Here is a 19,592-nt window from a genome sequence, read left to right as displayed (position 1 = left end):
TCAATACCCGCAAGTAGGATGAAAAAGTGGCACCTAGTATGAAAAAACAGACTAATGGCGGCAACGAGATCAACATGCACGAGGAAATGCGCCGCGCATTCGCGCTGCTCTCGGGCAAATGGAAGCTGGAAATCATGTGGTTGCTCAACCAGCGGGTCTATCGCTTCGGGGAACTGCGCAAGGCGATTCCTGGTATCACCCAGCACATGCTCACGGCGCAACTGCGCGAACTGGAAGCGGATGGCCTGGTGTTGCGCACCGTGTTCGCGGAGGTGCCTCCGCGAGTCGAATATGAAATCACGCCGAAGGCCCGTGGACTTGGGCCGACGATGCAAGCGCTAACGGCGTGGTGGCAGTTGCATGGAGGCAGTGTTCCGAAGCGGCCGGCGGTAGGCCGCAAGGCGAAAGTCTAGGAGCCAGGAAGTCTCATTCGCGCGAACAGGTGCCGCGTTCGGCACATGCATTCCTGATCAGATACGCCCTCCGCGTCACCAACCGTGGAACCGGCCCCAGGTCTTCAGCCCGCCCTCTTCCGACAGCGCGTGATATTCGGGAAACTGCGCGCCGGTCGCGCAGGCGTGGTTCGGCAGGATGCGCAACCGCGTGCCGATGGGAAAGCGCGCCGCGATGTCCGTGTCCAGCGCGCCTTCGCGCGAGAGGATGCCGTGCTCCTGGTTGGCACCGCTGAGCACGTAGCCATTCAGCACCTTGCCGTCGATACCGCAGACCTGCCCGTAGCCGAAGTCGCGCTTCTGCTTCTGCGTGCCGCGGTCGCGGCTCATGGCCATCCAGCCCGCGTCGACGATGGCCCAGCCCTTTTTGGCCTGGTGGCCGATCACCGTGGTGAGCACGCTCAAGGCGATGTCGGCCTCGGTGCAAACGCCGATGTTGCGCATCACGAGGTCGAAGAACACGTACACGCCGGCCCGCACCTCGGTCACGCCATCGAGCGCCTGGGCCATCAGCGCCGTGGGCGTGGAGCCGACGCTGACCACGGGACATGGCAGGCCCGCGCCGCGCAGGCGCTGTGCAGCGCGCACGCAGCCCGAGCGCTCCTGTTCGGCCATCGCCCTCAGGGCTTCGGGCGTGTCCAGCTCGTAGCTGGAGCCGGCATGGGTCATCACGCCGCCAAGGCGCATGCCGCCGTCGTGCAGCGCGTGTGCCACGTCGAGCAGCGCGTCTTCCTCGGGGCGGATGCCGGAGCGGTGGCCGTCGGTGTCGACCTCGATCAGCACGTCGAACACTTCGCCGTTCGCGCGGCCGAACGCGGCAATCGCCCGCGCCGATTCCACGCCGTCGGTGATGATGCCGAGCGCACAGCCTCGCCGGCGCAGGTCCAACGCATGCGGCAGCCGGTGCGGTGCCATGCCGACGGCATAGAGGATGTCGGTGAAGCCCCCGGCGAAGAACTGCTCGGCCTCCTTCAGCGTGGAAACGGTGATGCCCTGCGCGCCCGCGTCGCGCTGCGCCTTGGCAACGTCGATGCATTTGCTGGTCTTCACGTGCGGGCGAAAGCGCACGCCGAGTTCGTTCATGCGCTGCTGCATGCGCGCGATGTTGTGCAGCATGCGCGCCTGTTCGATGAGGGCGGCAGGTGTGTCGATGGTGGAAAGAGTGCTCATGGCCACCGACTGTACGTTTCAAGGCCATGCCTGTGCTTCAATGCACGGTCATCAATCGTTAAGCAGAAGTTAATGATCCAGATCGAGGACATGCAGCTCGCCGCCGCCCTTTTGCGCGAACCCTCACTGAGCGCTGCGGCCCGCGCGCTCGACGTGACGCCACCCGCGCTGTCGATGCGGCTGCGCAAGCTCGAAGCCGCGCTGGGCCTGTCGCTCGCCACCCGCACCGCGCGGCAGCTGAGCCTCACGCCCGAGGGCGAACGCTTCGCGCGCGAGGCCGCCGCGCTGCTCGGGCAGATCGAGGGCCTGCGCGAATCGATGCAGCGCGACGACCGGCGGCTTACCGGCGCGCTGCGCATCGCCGCGCCCTTCGGCTACGGGCGGCAGTACATCGCGCCGATGCTGGCGCGCTTCGCCCGGCTGCATCCGGGGCTGCGCGTTCAGCTCGACCTGCGCGAAACCCCGTGGCCCGACCGGCACGACGCCGACGCGGTGATCCACATCGGCACGGTGCGCGATTCTTCATGGGTGGCGCGCACGCTGAGCGCCAATGAGCGCTGGCTGTGCGCGAGCCCGGACTACCTGCGCCTGCGCGGCATGCCGCGTGCGCCGCGCGATGTGCTGGTGCACGACTGCATCTGCATCCGGGAGAACGACGAGGACGTGACGCTGTGGCACATGCGTCCGGCCAAAGGCGCAGCGGGGTCATCGGGCAAGCGGTTGGCCGCGCGAGAAACGCTGCGCATCTCGCCCGCCTACGTCACCAACGATGGCGGCGTGGCCCGGCAATGGGCCGAGCAAGGCATGGGCCTCGTGCTGCGTTCCGAATGGGACGCGGCCGACGCCGTCGCGCGCGGCACGCTGGTGCGCGTGCTGGCCGACTGGCAGTTCGACAGTGCACCGGTCACGCTGCTGGTGCCGAGCCGCAAGGGCCGCACGGCGCGCGTGCAGGCCGTCGTCGGGTTCCTGGTCGAGAGCTTCGGGGCTGCGGGAAAGCAGTTGGGTGCATATCGATAGCCGGATTCGTCCACTGCCGCCCGCAACAGGACTACGATGTTTTGCGGCCGCCTTGCCGCCGCTGTCCAACCAACAACCTGAAGGAGACCGATCCCATGTCCAACCATGTCTACAAATCGCTCGAGCTGACGGGCTCTTCGCCGACGGGCATCGAAGATGCCGTGCAGGCGGCCATCGCCAAGGCGCACGAGACGGTGCGCAACATCCAGTGGTTCACCGTGACCGAGACACGCGGGCATGTGGTCGACGGCAAGGTGGCGCACTGGCAGGTGACGCTGAAGATCGGCTTCACGCTGGAGTGAAGCGAACGGACGCGCAGGCCCGCTAGCGCAAGTACCCCAGGTCCCGCACGTCGGAGCGCACGGCCGAGCGATCCACCCCTTGTATCGGCAGGCTCACGAGCAGCTCCAGCCGGCGGCGCAGCGAGAACAGCATCTGGATCGCGTCGTGCGCGATCTTGTCGAGGTCGCTGCCATCGGCCACGTCCGGGTAGGCCCACAACGCCGCGTCGGGCTGGCCGGGCCATGGCGGCTGGCGGGATTCGGTGGTTGCATCCAGCGTGATGACGAAGTCTGCCGCCGCTGCATTCGCGCGCACCAGTTCGTCCCAGCTGCGCGGCGGCCGCAGCGGCACGGGGATGCTCGTGCTCTTCAATGCGGCGACGGCCGCGGGATGGAACTCGCGGGCGACCTGCCCGGGTTGACCGCAGGAAGATGCCGAGAACCGCTTCGGGTCCAGGTGCGCGAGGCACGCTTCGGCCAGGATGCTGCGTAATGAATTTCGTCGCGAGACGAAGATCACGCCGATACGTTTTTGCATGGAACCTTGACTATAGCCAAGCGGGCTGAATCCGTCCTGACCATCGCACTGCACAACGGCCGGCGAACGGTGCAGACTTGGGGGCATGGACAAGCATTTTCTGACCCCGCTTTTCGCGCCCGCCTCCATCGTGGCCTTCGTCGGCCACGCCGACGATCCGGGCGGCCAGACTCCGGCGGGCCACACGCTGCGCGAGGCCTTTCGCGCCGACCGCTTCGACGGCACATTGCGCTTTCTGGACGTGCGCACCAAGGGCACGCTCGAAGAGTTGGCCCATACCCATGCCGACCTCGCACTGATCGCGCTGGCACCGCGCGACGTGGCTGCCGCACTTGAAATCGCGGGGCGCATCGGCTGCACGGCGGCAGCGGTTCTTTCGAGCGGCATCGGCGCGGACCAGGCAGCTCAGTGGCGCAAGATCGCGCAGCGCGAAGGGGTGCATCTGCTGGGGCCGAACTCGCTCGGTTTCCAGCGGCCGCTGCTGCATCTGAATGCGAGTGCGGCCGGTCCGCTGGCCAAGCCGGGGCCGCTCGCACTGGTGTCGCAATCGGGTGCGCTCACGGCCTCGATGCTCGACTGGGCGCGGCAGAACGGCGTCGGTTTTTCCAGCGTGGTGTCGCTGGGTCCGCACACCTCGGTCGACATTCCGCAGGTGCTCGACTTCCTCGCCAACGACCGGGCCACGCACAGCATCATCGTGTACCTCGAAGGCATTGCCGACGCGCGCCGCTTCATGAGCGCGCTGCGCTCGGCTTCGCATGCCAAGCCGGTGGTGGTGCTCAAGGCCGGCCGCAAGCCCGCGGGCAACGAGGCCGCGCAGACGCACAGCGCGGCCATCGTGGGCAGCGACGACGTGTTCGATTCCGCCTTGCGCCGCGCAGGCGCCGTGCGCGTGCGTTCCTTCGTCGAATTGTTCTCGGCCGCCAAGTGCCTGGCCTCGCGCTACCGCCCCGTGGGCAAGCGGCTTGCGGTGGTCACCAACGGCGGCGGGCCCGGTGTGCTGGCGGCCGACTGGATCAACGAGATCGGGCTCGACCTGGGCAAGCTCTCCGCGCCCGCGCAGAAAGTGCTGCAGCCCGCCCTGCCCCCGCTCGCCTCGCTGGCCGACCTGATCGACCTTTCTGAAGAGGCCTTGCCCGAGCACTACCGCGCCGCCATCGACGCAGCCTCGGCCGACAGCCAGGTCGACGGCGTGCTCGCCATCTTCTCGCCCAAGGCCGGCGCCGATGCGGCCGCCACCGCGAAAGCACTGGCCGACATTCCGCGGCCGATGAACAAGCCGCTGCTGGCCTGCTGGATGGGCGACTCTTCCGTCGGCAAGGCGCGCTCGGTGCTGGCCGAGGCAACCATTCCGAGCTTTCGCACGCCGGAAGCCGCGGTGGGCGCCTTCGGCAACATCGCGGCCTTCTACCAGAACCAGCAGCTGCTGCAGCAGACGCCGCCGCCGCTGTCGGCGCTGGCCAAGCCCGACATCGAGGGTGCGCGCCTGCTGATCGAAAGCGTGCTGGCCGAGCGGCGCCGTGTGTTGACGGAGATGGAATCGAAGTCGCTGCTGTCGTCCTTCCACATTCCGATCACGCGCACGATGCTCGCGCGCAGCGCCAGCGAGGCGATGATGATCGCGACGCAGCTTGGCTTTCCGGTGGCGCTGAAGATCGATTCGCCCGACATCCCGCACAAGTCGGACGTCGAGGGCGTCGCGCTCAACGTGATGAACGGCACCGGCGCGCGCGACACCTACATCGAGATGATGGAGCGCGTGGCCCGCCTCGCGCCAGAGGCGCGCATCAACGGCGTGACCGTGCAGAAGATGGTGCGGGCGCGGCGCGGCCGCGAGATCTACGTGGGCATGGTGACCGACGAGCCCTTCGGCCCGGTCATCGTGTTTGGCGCGGGCGGCACCATGATCGAGCTGCTGAACGACCGCGCAATGGAGCTGCCGCCGCTCAACCAGTTTCTCGCGCACCGGCTCATCGAGCGCTCGCGCGTGGCGCAGACGCTGGGCGAATGGCGCGGCGCGAGTGCCGTGAACATGGAAGCGATCGAAGACGTGCTGCTGCGCGTGTCGGAAATGGTGTGCGAGCTGCCCGAGCTGCGCGAGATGGACATCAACCCGATCATCGTGGACGAGTCGGGCGCGGTGTCTGTCGATGCGCGCATCGTGATCGGCAGCAGCACGCAGGCGGCGGCGGGCCACCTGGGCAACGGCTACCAGCATCTGGCGATCATGCCGTACCCCGCGCGCTACCGACGCGAGTGGCCCCTGCCGGGCACCGGCGGCGGCACCTACATCGTGCGGCCGGTGCACCCCAACGACGCCCAGATGCTGCAGGCGCTGGTGCAGGGCCTTTCGCCCGAGAGCCGCTGGTTTCGCTTCGTCTCGCGCTTCCACGAACTGCCGCCGTCGATGCTGTCGCGCTTCACGCTGATCGACTACGACCGCGAGATGGCGCTGGTGGCGGTGATGCTGGAGCGCAGCGTGTCGCCCGAAGGCACCGTGCTCGAGAGCGAGCACATCGTGGGCGTGTCGCGCTACGTCACCAACCCCGACCAGACCAGCTGCGAGTTCTCACTGGTGGTGGCCGACGAGTTCAGCGGCAAGGGCATCGGCTCGCGGCTGATGGAAAGCATCATCGACGTGGCGCGCGACAAGGGCCTCGCGGAAATCGACGGGCTGGTGCTGGCCAACAACCCCGACATGCTGAAGCTGGTGCGGCGGCTGGGCTTCACGGTGAAGCCCTTCCCCGAGGACCCGGACTTCAAGCTCGTGACATACATGCTGTAGGGCTCGCCTTCTCCTGGAAAGAAAAAAACGGGCCGAAGGCCCGTCGAAAAGTCGCCCGTCGAATTAAAGCGCAACCCGACTCCGACTCACCTCGAACTCAACGCCTCAGGGCCTCTCTTCTCTCTCCATCCTCCAGTTCAAAGCGCCCGCCAACCGAGTTCCGACGCGATGCGGCCAGACAAGTCGGTCAGGATCTGTTCGTATTCCGCACCGCTGAAGTTATAGGGCAGCTCCACCCGCAACTCGCTCACATGCGGCAGCACCGGGTCGCGCCGCAGGCGCTGCAGGATCTCGTCGGACGTGCCCACGAGGTCGGCCGCATACAGCGTGCGCCGCTCGCCCTGCGGCGTCAGCGTGCGTTCGACGCGGCCGGCCGCAAACTCGCGGTAGCGCTTGCGCGTGGCGGCATCTGCGCCATCGAGCGGCACGATGACGCGGCCCAGCGCCACCCTGCCCCCGCGCCCATCCACTTCGCTGGCGCGATAGCGCTCGACGAGGCCCAGCTGCGCCTGCAAAAAGTCGTCGGTGGTCTCGCCCGACAGCACATTGCCCAGCAGCAGGTTGAACGCATTGCGTCCCGCCCACTCGACCGAGCGCAGCGAACCGCCGCCGTACCAGAGCCGGTCGGTCAAGCCCTGCGCATACGGTTGAATGCGCGGCCGCACGCGACCGCCGGCCGACTCGACAAAGGTCTGCTCATCGCCGAGCAGCGTGTCCTCCAGGTTGGCCTTGAGCCGCCCGACGCGCTTGTGCGTGAAGTCGATGGTGTTCGGCGCCGCGTCGTGGAAGCGATTGCCCAACAGCGCGCCATGCAGCGGCGCGCCCGCGCTCAGGCCCACCTGCAGCCGGCCGCGCGAGAGCACGTCGACCGTGGCGAGGTCTTCGGCAAGCCGGAACGGATTCTCGTAGCCCATCTGGATCACCGCCGCGCCCAGCTCGATGCGACGCGTACGCTGCGTTGCGGCGGCCAGGAAGGTCGCGGCCGACGACACGCCGCGCTCCAGGTGCCGCTGCCGCACCCATGCACCATTGAAGCCGAGCTTCTCGCCGAATTCGAAGAGCTTCAGCGCGGCTTCGAGCCCGGTGTGCGGATCGCCCTCGGCGTAGTTGCCGGGCGTGAGAAATGCAAGATGGCGGATGCTCATGGCGCGAACTTCGGCAAACCGGGCGGGTTGGTCTCCGACTTCGGCAAGGCTTCTTCCGCGAGGCTCCAGCGCGCCAGCGCCTTGGCGTAGGCACCGTTGCGGATCAGGCCATTGGCCGCGGTGGTCAGCGCCACCGCGAGGCCGCTGCCCTTGCGTGTGGCAATGGCCACGTCCGACTTCAGCGGCCAGCCCGCGTTGACCGTGCCGACCAAACGGATCTGCCCGTTCTTCGCCGCCTCATAGGCCTGCGGCGCATTAGGATTGAAATTGGCATCGACCCGCTTAGTAACCACCGCCAGCGTGCGCGTCACATCGTCGTCGTAGTACTGGATCTCGACGGGCTTCAAACCCGCCGCAACGTTCTGCCGGTTCCATTCGAGCAGGATGCGCTCCTGGTTGGTGCCGGCGCCGGTCGTCAGCTTGAGGCCCGCCACGTCCTTCGGCTCCTTGATCGACTTGATCGCGCTGTCGGTGCGCACATAGAAGCCATGCAGGCCGAAGCGGTAGGTCGAGAAATCGAACTTCTCCTTGCGCTGCTCGGTCACGCCCACGTTGGAGATCACCGCGTCGTACTTGCCCGAGCTCAATCCCAGCGGCCAGTCGGCCCAGGCGATGGGCTGCAGGTCGAGCTTCAGGCCCAGCGCATCGGCGATGAGCAGCGCGAAGTCGGCGTCGAAGCCGACGACCGTCTTCGCGTCGGTGGCGTAGGTCGAGATGGGCGGCGCGAACGGCGCGATGGCGACGGTCAGCACACCTTCCTTCACGAACCTGAAGCTCGATGGAATGGCATTGACGGCTTCTGTGTCCTTGCCGGCGCGCAGGCGGCTGCGCTGCTCGGGGCTGAAGTCGAACTTGTCGGCGGCCTGCGCCGCGCCGGCAACCAGCGTGAGTGCGACGAAGCTGCGGGCGATCCAGGCGCCCGGTGCGTACTTGAAAGTCATGCCCATCGCTCAGTTCTTCGGCAGGCCCGGCGGATTGGTGCGCGAGGCCTCGATGGCTTCGGAGTTCAGGTTCCAGCGAGAAAGCGCCTTGGCGTAGTTGCCGTTCCTGATCTGCGCGTTCAGTGCGAGCGTGATGGCGTCTGCAATGCCCGAGCCCTTGCGCGAGGTGACTGCAATCTCGGCGTTCTGCGGCCAGCCGCCAGAGAACACACCCGCGAGCTTCGTCTTGCCGTCGCGCGCCTCATAGGCCGCGATGGCGTTCGGGCCCACGTACGCATCGGCGCGGCCCGACTGGATCGCCAGCCGCTGCACCACATCGTCGTCGTAGTACTGGATCTCGACCGGCTTCAGCCCGGCCGCCACGTTCTGCTTGTTCCAGCGCAGCAGGATCTGCTCCTGGTTGGTGCTGGCCGACACGATCACCTTCAGCCCTGCGATGTCCTTCGGCTCCTTGATGGCGCCAAGCTTGCTGTCGGACTTCACGTAGATGCCGATCTGGTCGTTGCGGTAGGTGGAGAAGTCGAACTTCTCCTTGCGCTCCTCCGTCACCGTCACGTTGGACACCACCACGTCGAACTTGCCCGACTGCAGGCCCAGCGGCCAATCGGCCCAGGCGGTGGACACCAGCTCCAGCTTGCGGCCGAGGCTGTCGGCCACCAGCTGGGCGATGTCGGGGGCGTTGCCCACGGGCGTCTTCGTGTCGGTCGCATAGGCCGCGAACGGCAGGCGGCCGGTGGTCGTACCGACGACGAGCACGCCCTCCTTCTGGAACTTGAAGTCCTTCGCGAGCTTGACGGCCTCGTCGAGCTTCTGCGTGCGCGGCCGGCCGGCCTGCTCGGGGCTCAGATCGGCGGCGGGTTGCGCCAGGGCAACCAGGGGCAGCAACGTCGCCAGAAGAGCGGACAGGATGTTTCGTCGATGGATCATGAAGAGCGATGCAGTAGAGAGGGAAAAGGAGAAGGAATCAAAGAACCTTGGCCAGGAACTCGGCCGTGCGCGGGTGCTCCGGCGCGTTGAATACCTTGTCGGGCGTGCCGGTTTCGAGAATGCGGCCGCGCTCCATGAAGACGATGGTGTCGGCCACCTCGCGCGCAAAACCGATCTCGTGCGTCACGATGACCAGCGTGGTGCCCGAGCGCGCCAGCTCCTTGATGACGGCCAGCACCTCGCCCACCAGTTCGGGGTCGAGCGCCGAGGTGGGCTCGTCGAACAGCAGCACCTTGGGCTTGAGTGCGAGCGCGCGGGCAATGGCCACGCGCTGCTGCTGGCCGCCGGAAAGCTGGCGCGGATAGGCATGCGTCTTGTCGCCCAGGCCCACGCGCACCAGCAGCTCGGAGGCCAGCGCTTCGGCCTCGGCGCGCGGCAGGCCGCGCACCGACACCGGCGCCTCGACGATGTTCTCCAGCACCGTGAGATGCGGGAACAGGTTGAAGTTCTGGAACACCATGCCCACGTCGACGCGGCGCTTGAGGATTTCCTTCTCGTGCAGCTCGTAGAGCGTGTCTGCATCGCGGCGGTAGCCGATGAGCTCGCCGTCGATGGCAATGAAGCCGTCGTCCACGCGCTCCAGGTGATTGATGGCGCGCAGCAGCGTCGACTTGCCCGAGCCCGACTGGCCAAGGATGACCGTCACGCTGCCCTGCCCCACGGTGAGCGTCACGTCGTCGAGCACCTTGAGCGTGCCGAAGCTCTTCGAAACGCCGTGGATCGTGACCTCGCCGCCCTGCGTGAGCGGATCGGTCCAGCGTGGTACCTGCGCGGGGGCATCGGCGGCAGGCGCGTCAACCACGGAAGCCGGCCGCGACACCCTCGAACGCCATAGGCTGCCCACCACGCGACCCAGCCGCGAACTCGGTGGATTGCGCAGCGCCCCGCGCGAGAAATGCCGCTCCACATAGTGCTGCACCACCGACAGCACCGTGAGGATGATGAGGTACCACACGGTGGCCACCATCAGCAGCGGAATCACTTCCAGGTTGCGCCTGTAGATGATCTGGATCGTGTAGAAGAGCTCCGGCAACGCCAGGATGTAGAGGTTGGAGGTGCCCTTGGCCAGCCCGATGATGTCGTTGAAGGCCGTCGGCAATATGGTCCGCATGGCCTGCGGCAGCACGATGCGGAACGACTGCCGCCCGCGCGAGAGCCCCAGGGCCGCAGCCGCTTCGAGCTGCCCCTGCTCCACCGAAAGGATGCCGCCGCGCACGATCTCCGAGGCAAAGGCCGCCTGGTTCAGTGTGAGGCCCAGCAGTGCCGCCACGAACGGGCTGATCAGCTGCGTGGTCGGGTACGAGAAGAATGTGACGTCGGTGCCCGGAATGCCCAGCGTCACCGTCTCGTACAGGTAGCCGAGGTTGTTGATGATCAGCAGCAGCACGATCACCGGCACCGAGCGGAAGATCCAGGTGAACACCCACGCGAGCCGCGCCAGCAGCGGCGAGCGCGACACCCGCGCCAGCGCCAGACCGGTGCCGAAGAAGAAGCCCAGCAGCGCGCCCAGCGCCGTCAGCAGCAGCGTGCGGCCCAGGCCCTGCAGCACCGGCTCGGCGAAGAACCACTGGGCGAACACGCCCCAGCCCCAGCGCGGGTTGGTGAGCGTCGAATGCAGCACGACGCCGATGACCAGCACCGCGAAGATGGTGCCAGCGGTGCGCGCCGGGTACCGGGCCGGCACGATGCGGAAGTGCGAGTAGTCGCCATTGGCCGGGGGCGCCGCGGGCGGGGAAGAACGCTGCGGCTGCGGTGCGCGCACCGGTGCGGGGTTTCGCGGCTCGGCGCCGGCGTCGAGAACGGTGGTGTTCATCGCTGTGCCGCTCCGACCAGTTGCCCTGAAGCAGCAAGCCCGTGCTGGCGCCCGGTGTCCAGGTATTTCTCGAAAGGCAGCTTGCGCGGCGTCTCGGGGTCGATGGGCGGATCGAACAGCGCCGTGTAGCCATGGCCGAGGTACAGGCCCACGGCCTCGGGCTGGCGAAAGCCCGTCGTCAGGTAGATGCGCTCATAGCCCTGCCGCAGCACCTGCGCTTCCAGCTCGGCCAGCACCTTGCTGGCCAGGCCCTGCCGCCGCAGGTCTGCATGCGTCCACACGCGCTTGAGTTCCGCCGTGCGCTCGTCATGGCGCATGATGGCGCCGCCGCCGATCGCCACGCCGTCGCGCAGCAGCAGCACGAAGTTGCCGCCTTGCGCGGGAGAGAACGCCTCGGCGGGGTAGCGCTCCATCTCGCGCGGCTGGCCCGGCTCGCGCATCACGTCGCCGTAGCGGCTGTCGTACTCGAAGGTCAGTCCTTCGATCAGCGGCGTCGCGCGCGGATCGAGCGGCGTGGTGTAGAGGAACTGCTCGCTCATCACGCGGCCTTCCGCACTGCGGGCACAGCTTCCTGCGCCGCGTGGCGGCTTGCCTTGCGCGGCAGGCCCAGGTGGTCGCGCAGCGTCTGGCCGGGCAGCTCGCGCTGGTAGCGCCCGCGCGCCTCCAGTGCCGGAATCACGAATTCGATGAAGTCGTCCAGGCCCTGCCCCAACACCGGAAAACCGAGGATGAAGCCGTCGGCCGCGCCCTCGTCCACCCAGCGGATGATCTCGTCGGCGATGCGCTCGCCCGTGCCCACGAACTGCGTGCGCGGCGTGGCCACTTCCAGCGCCACTTCGCGCAGCGTCTGGCCCTTGGCCTTCGCGTTGGCCTTGATGCGGTCGGTGGTCGAGCGGAAGCTGTTGCGTCCGAGCTCGCCCAGATCTGGGAAAGGTGCGTCCAGCGGGTACTGGCTGAAGTCGTGGTGGTCGAAGAAGCGGCCGAGGTAGGCCAGCGCCTCTTCCACGGTCAGCAGCTCGCGGATGGCACGGTACTTGGCCTCGGCCTCTTCCTCGGTGGCCGCGACCACGGGGCCGATGCCGGGAAATATCTTCACGTCGCCGGCCTGCCGGCCCTGGGCGACGGCGCTGGCCTTCACCTGCCGCAGGAAGGAGCGCGTGTCCTCCAGCGAAGGCGAGTGCGTGAACACGGCGTCGGCGTACTTGCCCGCGAGCCCGATGCCCGCGTCCGACGAGCCGGCCTGGAAGATCACCGGCTGGCCCTGCGGCGAGCGCTGGATGTTCAGCGGACCCGACACCTCGAAGAAGCGGCCCTTGTGGTCCAGCGTGTGCAGCTTGTCGCGGTCGAAGAAGCGGCCGCTCTCGCGGTCGCGCACGAAGGCGTCGTCGTCCCAGCTGTCCCACAGGCCCTGCGTCACGGCCAGGTACTCGTCGGCGATCTCGTAGCGCAGCGCGTGCTCGGGGTGCGCGCGGCTGTAGTTCTTCGCGCTGCCTTCCAGCGGCGTGGTCACCACGTTCCAGCCGGCGCGCCCGCCGCTGATGAGGTCGAGCGAGGCGAACTGGCGCGCCACCGTGAACGGGTCGCTGTACGAGCTGGAGACGGTGCCGGCGAGGCCGATCTTCGAGGTCACGGTGGCGAGCGCCGACAGGATCGAGATCGGCTCGAAACGGTTGAGGAAATGCGGGATCGACTTTTCGTTGATGTAGAGCCCGTCTGCCACGAATGCGAAGGCGATGCCGGCCGCTTCGGCCTTCTGCGCGGTGCGCACGAAGAAGTCGAGGTTGACGCTGGCGTCGGCCGGCCCGCCCGGATGCTTCCATGAATTCATGTGGCTGCCGGCACCCTGCAGCATGACGCCGAACTTGATGTTGTTCATGACGATCGTTCTTGTGAGGTTGAAAGAAAGGGCTCAGGCCAGCGCGGGTTCGCGTGCCTTGGCGAGCAGTTCGACACAGGCGTGGCGCTCGGCGAAACCGGCCACGGGGATGTCGATGACGAACTCCTCGATGCCGTAGCGCTCGCTCAACGCGTCGAGCGCGTCGCGCACCTCTTCGCCGGTACCTGCGATCACATGCGGGCGGCGTTCTTCGGTGCGGTAGTCGCTCACGCCGGCCTGCCGCGCGAACTCGGCGGCCGCTTCGAGGCTCGGCAGGTTGACGCTCTGGCCCGTGGGCAGGTGCACGCGAAAGCTGCGCAGCGCACCGACAAGCTCCGCGGCCTTCTCGTGCGTCTCGGCCGCGAAGGCGAAAAGTGCAAGCAGCGGCGCGCGGCCCGTCTCGGCGCAGTAGGCCTCGATCGATTGCGCGAGATTCACCGGGTCGCCATTGAAATGCCCCGCATAGACAAAGTCCCAGCCGAGGCGCGCCGCCAGCACCGCGCTTTCAGGGCTGCCGCCAAGCAGCACGCGCTGCGGCAGCTGCGGTGGATTGGGCGTGGCCACCGCGCCGGCCAGCGCATGGCCGGAGGCAATGCCATCGTGCAGGAAGGCATCGAGCTCGGCCAGGCGCAGCCCGAAGTCCTCGCCCTTCGCCTTCACCGGATCGTGCAGCCATTGCAGCGCCTTGCTCGTCAGCGGCAGGCCGCCGGGCGCCTTGCCGATGCCCAGGTCCACGCGCCCCGGTGCCAGCGAGGCCAGCACGCGGAAGGTCTCGGCCACCTTGAACGGGCTGTAGTGCTGCAGCATGACACCGCCCGTGCCCACGCGGATTCGCGAGGTCTTCGCGAGCACATGCGCGGCCAGCACTTCAGGGGCGGAGCCCGCGTAGTTCCTGTTGCCGTGATGCTCGGCGAGCCAGTAGCGGCGGTAGCCCAGTCGCTCCGCGCTTTGCGCGAGCGCAATGGTGTGCTGGAACGCTTGAGCGGCGTCGGCGCCTTCGGGAATCAGGCTCTTGTCGAGCAGGGACAGCGAGTAGGACACGGTATGCGGCGAAAGACGCCTCGGAAAGAATTGCTGCAAATTCTCCGAGGCATCGCGCGCACCGTTTGCGCTGAATTTCTATATCGATATTTGCTGAATGCTCAGTCGCGCACGTGGGACAGGATCGATTGCGCGGCCTCGCGCGTACTGAGGGTTGCGGTGTCGATGACAAGGCGTTGGGTGGTCCAGGGCGCGTAGTCGTGGCGCTGCACCGAGGCCCACGTCGGCGGCACGAGGCCCGGCACGTCGACGCTGCGCTGCTCGACGCGGCGCCGATGTTCAGCGATATCGGAGCACACGATCTCGACCTCGACGATGCGCGACGCGGTATCTGCCGCGACAGTGCGCCAGGCCTCGCGCGTTACCGGCAAGGGATTCACGCAGTCGGCCACGACCGCCTGCCCCAGGGAAAGATTGGCGCGGGCCAGGTCATAGGCCACGATGTAGCCGGCCGGCCCCACGTCACCGGCCAGCACCCTGGCCGACCGCAGCGCCTGCTCGATGGTGTCGATGCGCAGGTAGACGGCCGGCACGAGTTCGGCGATCTCGCGCGCGATGGTGGTCTTGCCCGTGCCCGGCAGACCGCCCAGAACGATCAGCATCTTCTCTTGTCTCCAGGTTCATGGCCCTGGCGCCAAGTTCACCACGAATGGGGCAGCAAGGCCAGCACCGCGGCCGCATGAAGCCGCCGCAGCGCCCGCACAGGCATATAGCCATGCGGCGCCCGGCGCGCCACTTCGCGTGCCGAGCGCGGCGGAATGCGCCAGGCAGTGGCTGTCAGGGCAAGAACTTTGCGGCCCTGGGCCGACGGAGAAAGATGAAAGGTACGCAGTGGCATGGCAATGGTCGAACGAGCGCTTCGGCCGATTCTGTGCAGTGCCACCGCTTTTCCAAAGACGGATTCCAAGTTACCTGATGAGGTTCGCGATGGAAGGGCGTGAGCGGGCTGCAGTTCGGGTTCGGACTTCGGGCGGGCCGGTAGAGTTGCGCCGTTCCATCGCACAGCTTTTCTCCCGAATGAAAAACCTCACCATTGCCCCCGCCACGCCTGAAGAAGTCCGCTCCGGCGAGCTCGGCCTCAAGCTGCGCCACTACAACTATGGCTTCGTCGGCGAGTACCCCGAACAGCAGTACATCCGCCTCAACGCAAGGGACGAGAACGGCCGCCTCCTCGGTGGACTGCGCGGCTTCGTGTTTCTCTACTGGCTCAACATCGAAGTGCTCTTCGTCGAAGAAGACGCGCGAGGCTCGGGCCTTGGCAGCCGCCTGCTGGCCGAGGCCGAGCAGCAAGCCATCGCGCTGGGTGCGAAGAACGCAAAGCTGGACACCTTCGAGTGGCAGGCGCGCCCGTTCTACCTGAAGCACGGCTACGAGGAGTTCGCCCGCATCGACGATTACGCGCCCGGTTTCTACCTGGCGTACATGAAGAAGTCGCTGGTACGCTGAAGCGGCCTACTTCGGCACCGGCTTCCCAGCCCCGACCGCATGGCTCTCCAGCCCTTCCTTCGGCAACAGCAACGCCAGCGCGACCACACCCAGGCTCACGGCCAGCATCGCCACGAAGGTGAGATGCAGCGAACCGCCCAGCGCCAGGCGAATGCCCGCGTCATTGGCGGCCGAACCCTGCACACCCTGCAGCAGCAGGCGCAGCTGGTCGTCGGTGAACATCTGGCTGCCATCCCCTCGCGTCAGTCCGAAGTTGAAGACTGCGCCGAAGAAGGCCGCGCCCAGCGCACTGCCGAGGTTGCGGGAGAACACGTTCGACGCCGTGGCGATGCCGCGCTGCGCAAGATCGACGCCTTCCTGGATGAGGATGAGCGAGCTCAGGCTCATCACGCCCATGCCCAGGCCGATAACGAAGGAGCCGATGGCGGGCAGCACCGGCGAACTGCCTGACGCGAGCAGGACGAAGGCCGAGGTGCCCACCGGAATCAGCGCCGCGCCGACCACCACCATGCGCCACAGGCCGATGCGATGGAAGGTGCGCGAGGTCAGCGTCGCGCCGATGGGCCAGCCGAGCATCACCATCGTGAGCGTAAGGCCGGCCGTGACCGACGAACGCTCGAGAACCACCTGCACGTACATCGGCAGGAAGGTCGTGATGCCGATCAGCACCATGCCAGCCAGCATTGCCGCGCCGTTGACGGCGGCGATCATCCGCGCGCCCCAGAGCTTCAGCGACACCATCGGGTCGGTCGCACGGCGCTCCTGCGCGATGAACAGCACGAGCGTGATGACGAACAACCCGGCCCACGCGAACGCCACGCCCGAATTGCCGACGCCGAATTCCGTCAGCGCGATCATCAGCGCCGCGATGCCGATGGTGAACAGCACCGCGCCCACCATGTCGATGGACGAGCGGCGCACCGTCGGCGCTTCGTGCAGGAAGAGCCAGAAGCCAGCCGCCGCCGCCAGGCCGATGGGCACGTTGACCCAGAAGATCCAGGCCCAGGACAGCTTCTGCACGATGAGCGCGCCGATCATCGGCCCCACCACAGCCGACACGGCCCAGACGCTCGCAAGCCAGCCCTGCACCTTGCCGCGTTCGCGCACCGGATAGAGATCGCCCACGATGGTGAGCGCCACCGGCTGAATGGCGCCCGCGCCGATGCCCTGGATGAGCCGGAAGCAGATCATGGCCGGCATCGACCACGCGAAGCCCGCCAGCACCGAGCCGAGGACGAAGACGGCGATGCCCACGAACATGATGGGCTTGCGGCCGTACAGGTCCGAGAGCTTGCCGAACACCACGGTCATCGCGGTCTGCGCCAGCAGGAAGGAGGCGAACACCCAGCTGTACAGATGCAGTCCGCCCAGTTCGGAGGCGATCTGCGGCATGACGGTGGAGACGATGGTGGCTTCGATGGCCACCATCGCCATGGAGGCCATGATCGAGGCGATGACGAGGGGACGGTTTGTTGTTCTGTTGGTGGAGGTCATGAGCCGTGCATGCTATAGACGGCTTGAGCCCTTGTCCGGCGCTCAAGCTCTAGGGGCTTCCGAACGAGGTGCCGTCGTAGATAGAGCGGCGCGACCACGGCAGCGTGTTCGCCGGCCGCCCGGCCTTGCGGCCCACGATCTGGTAGATGGCCACATCGTCGTTCTCGAAGGCATAGGCGCAGCCCGCGAGGTAGATGCGCCAGATGCGGAATTTTTCTTCGTCGACGAATGCGTGCGCCTTCTCGCTGTTGGCTTCGTAGGCGTCGCTCCAGCAGCGCAGCGTTTGCACATAGTGGCGGCGCAGGTTCTCCACGTCGAAGGCTTCGAGGCCGCCCTGCTGCATCGCCTGCAATGCCAGGCTGATGTGCGGCAGCTCGCCGTTGGGGAATACGTAGCGGTCGATGAAGTCGCCGCCGCCGTACGACACGCCGCCGCCAGCGGGATCGGACGAGGTGATGCCGTGGTTCATCACCACGCCGTCGTCTGCAAGCAGCTCCTGCATGCGCCTGAAGTACGCGGGCAGGTTCCTGCGGCCCACGTGCTCGAACATGCCGACGCTGGTAATGCGGTCGAACCGGCCGGTCACGTCGCGGTAGTCCTGCAGTCGGATCTCGACGCGGTCCTGCAGGCCGGCGGCCTTCACGCGTTCGGTCGCCAGCTCCAGCTGGTTCCGGGAGAGCGTCACCCCCACGCAGCGCGCGTCGAACTTCTGCGCCGCGCGGATCGCCAGCGCGCCCCAGCCGCAGCCGATATCGAGCAGCGTCTGGCCCGGCTTCAGTTCGATTTTGGTGAGGATGTGGTCTATCTTCTTCAGTTGCGCGGTGGCGAGGTCTTCGTCGCCATTCTCGAAGTAGGCGCATGAATAGACCATGTTCGGATCGAGCCACAGCCGATAGAACTCGTTGGACACGTCGTAGTGGTACTGGACGGACTTCCTGTCCGCCGATTTCGTGTGCGCGAAATAGCGCGCCATGTTCCGCACCGCCCCACCATGCTTGTCGATCGACGTCCTGGCGAGGCCGTAGGCGATGTCGATGACATCGCTGAGCTTGCCCTCGATGTCGATCTTGCTCTTGACGTAGGCCTCGCCGAGGTTGTCGAGCGTGGGATGCAGCATCAGCGGCAGCGCGGCGGGCGACTTCAAATGCAGCGTGACCGAAGGCCCGCTGAAGGTGCCGAAGTCGTAGGACTGGCCGTCCCACAAGGTAAGCCGCACAGGCAGGTTGGCGCGTTCGCGGACCACGTCGCTCCATCGTGCCAGCTTCTTTTGCCAAAGCATGCATTACTCCGTGTTGCTGCAGCGAACAAAACGATAGCGGAGTTCCGCGAAACCTGCATGGCAGCGGCGGCGCAGGAAATTGCAGCAAGTGCTACAGGGCTGCGCCTGTTCTTGCGGCGCTGGCGTCGCCTGCTGGTGCGTCGCTCGCCTCGACGAAGATCCGCTCCGTGCGCTCGGTGGTCAGACTCAGGCCGCTTCCATCGACGCGGCACCCATCGCGTCGTTGCCCGCCTCGCCGAGCCAGCGGCGCTTGTCGCGCAGCGGCGGCGCGCCGAACATGCGGCCGTACTCGCGCGCGAACTGCGACGGGCTTTCGTAGCCCACGTTGTGCGCGGCGCTCGCCACGTCGGCGCCGGCGATCAGCATCTGCCGGCGCGCTTCCTGCAGGCGCAGCTGCTTCTGGTATTGCAGCGGGCTCATCGCGGTGACGGCCTTGAAGTGGTGGTGGAACGACGACACGCTCATGTGCACCGCCCGCGCCATGTCTTCCACCCGCAGCGACTGCGCGTAGTTGACGCGCAGCGCGCTGATGGCTTTCGCGATGCGCTGGGTGTGGCTGTCCTGCAGCGCGATCTGCCGCAGCCGCGCGCCCTCGCCGTTGACCAGCAGTCGGTACATGATCTCGCGCTTGATCAGCGGCGCCATGATCGGCACGTCTTCCGGCGCATCGAGCAGCCGCAGCAGGCGCAGCACGGGCTCGAGCACCGGCATGGCGATGCGGTTGACGTACATGCCGCGCGAGGCTGGCGCATTGGCCTTGGCGGGCAGCTTCTCGTCGCCGATGAGCTCGCCGATCTCGTCGAGGGCCAGTTCCAGCCGCACGCCGAGGTAAGGCTCCTTCTCGCTCGTCACGCACACCTGGCCGCACACCGGCAGGTCGACCGAGGTGACGAGGTAGTGCATCGGGTCGTACACGTAGATGTCGTCGCCCACGATGATCCGCTTGGAGCCCTGCGCGATCAGGCCCAGCGCCGGAGATGCGAAGGCGTGCTTGGGGCCTTCGGGCTTGCTGATGCAGAACACCTGCAGGCCGGGCACGGCGGTGATGACGGTGCCGTCCTGCCCGCGCGTGATGTGTTCGATCAGCGCCACCAGTTCCTTGCGGGCTTCGTCGAGTTCGGGCTCCAGCGGCATCGGCTGGGCGATGACGGCGGCGATTTCGGGTGTTTCGTCGGACATGTTCGAGGCCTTGTCATGGTTGGGGGCCAAAGGGGCGGCCACCATGGAGGAATGAGCGGTTCGAAGCTTAGCGCTCCTCCATCGGATTCGCACGTGCCGCGCGGGAGGTCTGGAGAATCAGGCAAATACTTTGCAGGAACGCGCTCGC

The 19,592-nt window shown here is 67.0% G+C and carries 19 protein-coding genes; 5 read left to right on the top strand and 14 right to left on the bottom strand.

Translation table 11 applies throughout. The features are described from left to right. The first annotated feature begins 38 nt into the window (after positions 1-38). Complete coding sequence (locus ACEOAB_RS14090; RefSeq protein ID WP_413750633.1) at positions 39-413, top strand: winged helix-turn-helix transcriptional regulator; 375 nt, start codon at positions 39-41, stop codon at positions 411-413. Positions 414-488: 75 nt separating this feature from the next. Here the strand turns inward: ACEOAB_RS14090 and ACEOAB_RS14085 are convergent, their stop codons facing one another. Further along, complete coding sequence (locus ACEOAB_RS14085; RefSeq protein WP_413750632.1) at positions 489-1,622, bottom strand: DSD1 family PLP-dependent enzyme; 1,134 nt, start codon at positions 1,620-1,622, stop codon at positions 489-491. 72 nt (positions 1,623-1,694) lie between these two features. On the opposite strand from ACEOAB_RS14085, the gene ACEOAB_RS14080 reads away from it, so the two are divergent. Both ACEOAB_RS14080 and ACEOAB_RS14075 read left to right on the top strand, forming a co-directional pair. Continuing rightward, a complete protein-coding gene (locus tag ACEOAB_RS14080; protein WP_495653790.1) occupies positions 1,695-2,639 on the top strand; it encodes a LysR family transcriptional regulator in 945 nt (314 codons plus the stop codon). A 95-nt stretch (positions 2,640-2,734) separates the two neighbouring features. Further along, positions 2,735-2,941, top strand: coding sequence for a dodecin (locus ACEOAB_RS14075; RefSeq protein WP_056518453.1), 207 nt, complete (start codon positions 2,735-2,737; stop codon positions 2,939-2,941). 22 nt (positions 2,942-2,963) lie between these two features. On the opposite strand, the gene ACEOAB_RS14070 is transcribed toward ACEOAB_RS14075, so the two are convergent. Then, positions 2,964-3,458 carry an arsenate-mycothiol transferase ArsC gene (locus tag ACEOAB_RS14070; protein ID WP_495653789.1) on the bottom strand — a complete coding sequence of 165 codons (495 nt, stop codon included), beginning with the start codon at positions 3,456-3,458 and terminating at the stop codon, positions 2,964-2,966. An 85-nt stretch (positions 3,459-3,543) separates the two neighbouring features. On the opposite strand from ACEOAB_RS14070, the gene ACEOAB_RS14065 reads away from it, so the two are divergent. Continuing rightward, complete coding sequence (locus ACEOAB_RS14065; RefSeq protein WP_413749305.1) at positions 3,544-6,243, top strand: bifunctional acetate--CoA ligase family protein/GNAT family N-acetyltransferase; 2,700 nt, start codon at positions 3,544-3,546, stop codon at positions 6,241-6,243. A gap of 137 nt (positions 6,244-6,380) precedes the next feature. Here ACEOAB_RS14065 and ACEOAB_RS14060 read toward each other — a convergent pair whose 3' ends face one another. The 9 genes from ACEOAB_RS14060 to ACEOAB_RS14020 all read right to left on the bottom strand — a co-directional run bounded on the left by ACEOAB_RS14060 (position 6,381) and on the right by ACEOAB_RS14020 (position 14,953). Then, positions 6,381-7,388: an LLM class flavin-dependent oxidoreductase gene (locus ACEOAB_RS14060; RefSeq protein WP_413749306.1), complete on the bottom strand. Its 1,008-nt coding sequence runs from the start codon at positions 7,386-7,388 to the stop codon at positions 6,381-6,383. Beyond that, the gene (locus tag ACEOAB_RS14055; protein WP_413749307.1) at positions 7,385-8,329 is read right to left on the bottom strand and encodes an ABC transporter substrate-binding protein; all 945 of its coding nucleotides are present in this window, start codon (positions 8,327-8,329) and stop codon (positions 7,385-7,387) included. The genes ACEOAB_RS14060 and ACEOAB_RS14055 overlap by 4 nt, the downstream gene beginning before the upstream one ends. 9 nt (positions 8,330-8,338) lie before the next feature. After that, positions 8,339-9,256 carry an ABC transporter substrate-binding protein gene (locus ACEOAB_RS14050; protein ID WP_413749308.1) on the bottom strand — a complete coding sequence of 306 codons (918 nt, stop codon included), beginning with the start codon at positions 9,254-9,256 and terminating at the stop codon, positions 8,339-8,341. Between the two features lie 37 nt (positions 9,257-9,293). Next, on the bottom strand, positions 9,294-11,129 hold the full coding sequence (locus ACEOAB_RS14045) for an amino acid ABC transporter permease/ATP-binding protein (RefSeq protein WP_413749309.1): 1,836 nt from the start codon (positions 11,127-11,129) through the stop codon (positions 9,294-9,296). Beyond that, a complete protein-coding gene (locus tag ACEOAB_RS14040) occupies positions 11,126-11,668 on the bottom strand; it encodes a GNAT family N-acetyltransferase (protein WP_495653788.1) in 543 nt (180 codons plus the stop codon). Before ACEOAB_RS14040 ends, ACEOAB_RS14045 begins: the two co-directional genes overlap by 4 nt. Continuing rightward, positions 11,668-13,005, bottom strand: a complete 1,338-nt coding sequence (locus tag ACEOAB_RS14035; protein ID WP_413749311.1) for an LLM class flavin-dependent oxidoreductase — start codon at positions 13,003-13,005, stop codon at positions 11,668-11,670. Before ACEOAB_RS14035 ends, ACEOAB_RS14040 begins: the two co-directional genes overlap by 1 nt. Before the next feature lie 33 nt (positions 13,006-13,038). Then, the gene (locus ACEOAB_RS14030) at positions 13,039-14,046 is read right to left on the bottom strand and encodes an LLM class flavin-dependent oxidoreductase (protein ID WP_413749312.1); all 1,008 of its coding nucleotides are present in this window, start codon (positions 14,044-14,046) and stop codon (positions 13,039-13,041) included. A 101-nt stretch (positions 14,047-14,147) separates the two neighbouring features. Further along, entirely contained in the window at positions 14,148-14,648 is a 501-nt protein-coding gene (locus ACEOAB_RS14025; RefSeq protein ID WP_413749313.1) for a P-loop nucleotide/nucleoside kinase family protein, read from the bottom strand. A 38-nt stretch (positions 14,649-14,686) separates the two neighbouring features. Further along, on the bottom strand, positions 14,687-14,953 hold the full coding sequence (locus ACEOAB_RS14020; protein WP_413749314.1) for a hypothetical protein: 267 nt from the start codon (positions 14,951-14,953) through the stop codon (positions 14,687-14,689). A 110-nt stretch (positions 14,954-15,063) separates the two neighbouring features. Between ACEOAB_RS14020 and ACEOAB_RS14015 the strand changes: the two genes are divergently transcribed. Then, the gene (locus tag ACEOAB_RS14015) at positions 15,064-15,492 is read left to right on the top strand and encodes a GNAT family N-acetyltransferase (protein WP_413749315.1); all 429 of its coding nucleotides are present in this window, start codon (positions 15,064-15,066) and stop codon (positions 15,490-15,492) included. Between the two features lie 6 nt (positions 15,493-15,498). Here the strand turns inward: ACEOAB_RS14015 and ACEOAB_RS14010 are convergent, their stop codons facing one another. The 3 genes from ACEOAB_RS14010 to ACEOAB_RS14000 form a co-directional block, all read right to left on the bottom strand. Next, on the bottom strand, positions 15,499-16,986 hold the full coding sequence (locus ACEOAB_RS14010; RefSeq protein WP_413749316.1) for an MFS transporter: 1,488 nt from the start codon (positions 16,984-16,986) through the stop codon (positions 15,499-15,501). A 49-nt stretch (positions 16,987-17,035) separates the two neighbouring features. After that, positions 17,036-18,265: a class I SAM-dependent methyltransferase gene (locus tag ACEOAB_RS14005; RefSeq protein WP_413749317.1), complete on the bottom strand. Its 1,230-nt coding sequence runs from the start codon at positions 18,263-18,265 to the stop codon at positions 17,036-17,038. Positions 18,266-18,451: 186 nt separating this feature from the next. Continuing rightward, positions 18,452-19,444, bottom strand: coding sequence for an AraC family transcriptional regulator (locus tag ACEOAB_RS14000; protein WP_413749318.1), 993 nt, complete (start codon positions 19,442-19,444; stop codon positions 18,452-18,454). Positions 19,445-19,592: the final 148 nt, after the last annotated feature.

This window comes from Variovorax sp. Varisp53 (genome assembly GCF_059491555.1).
Note: the sequence above shows the minus strand (reverse complement) of the source record. Positions and strands in the feature narration are given on the sequence as shown.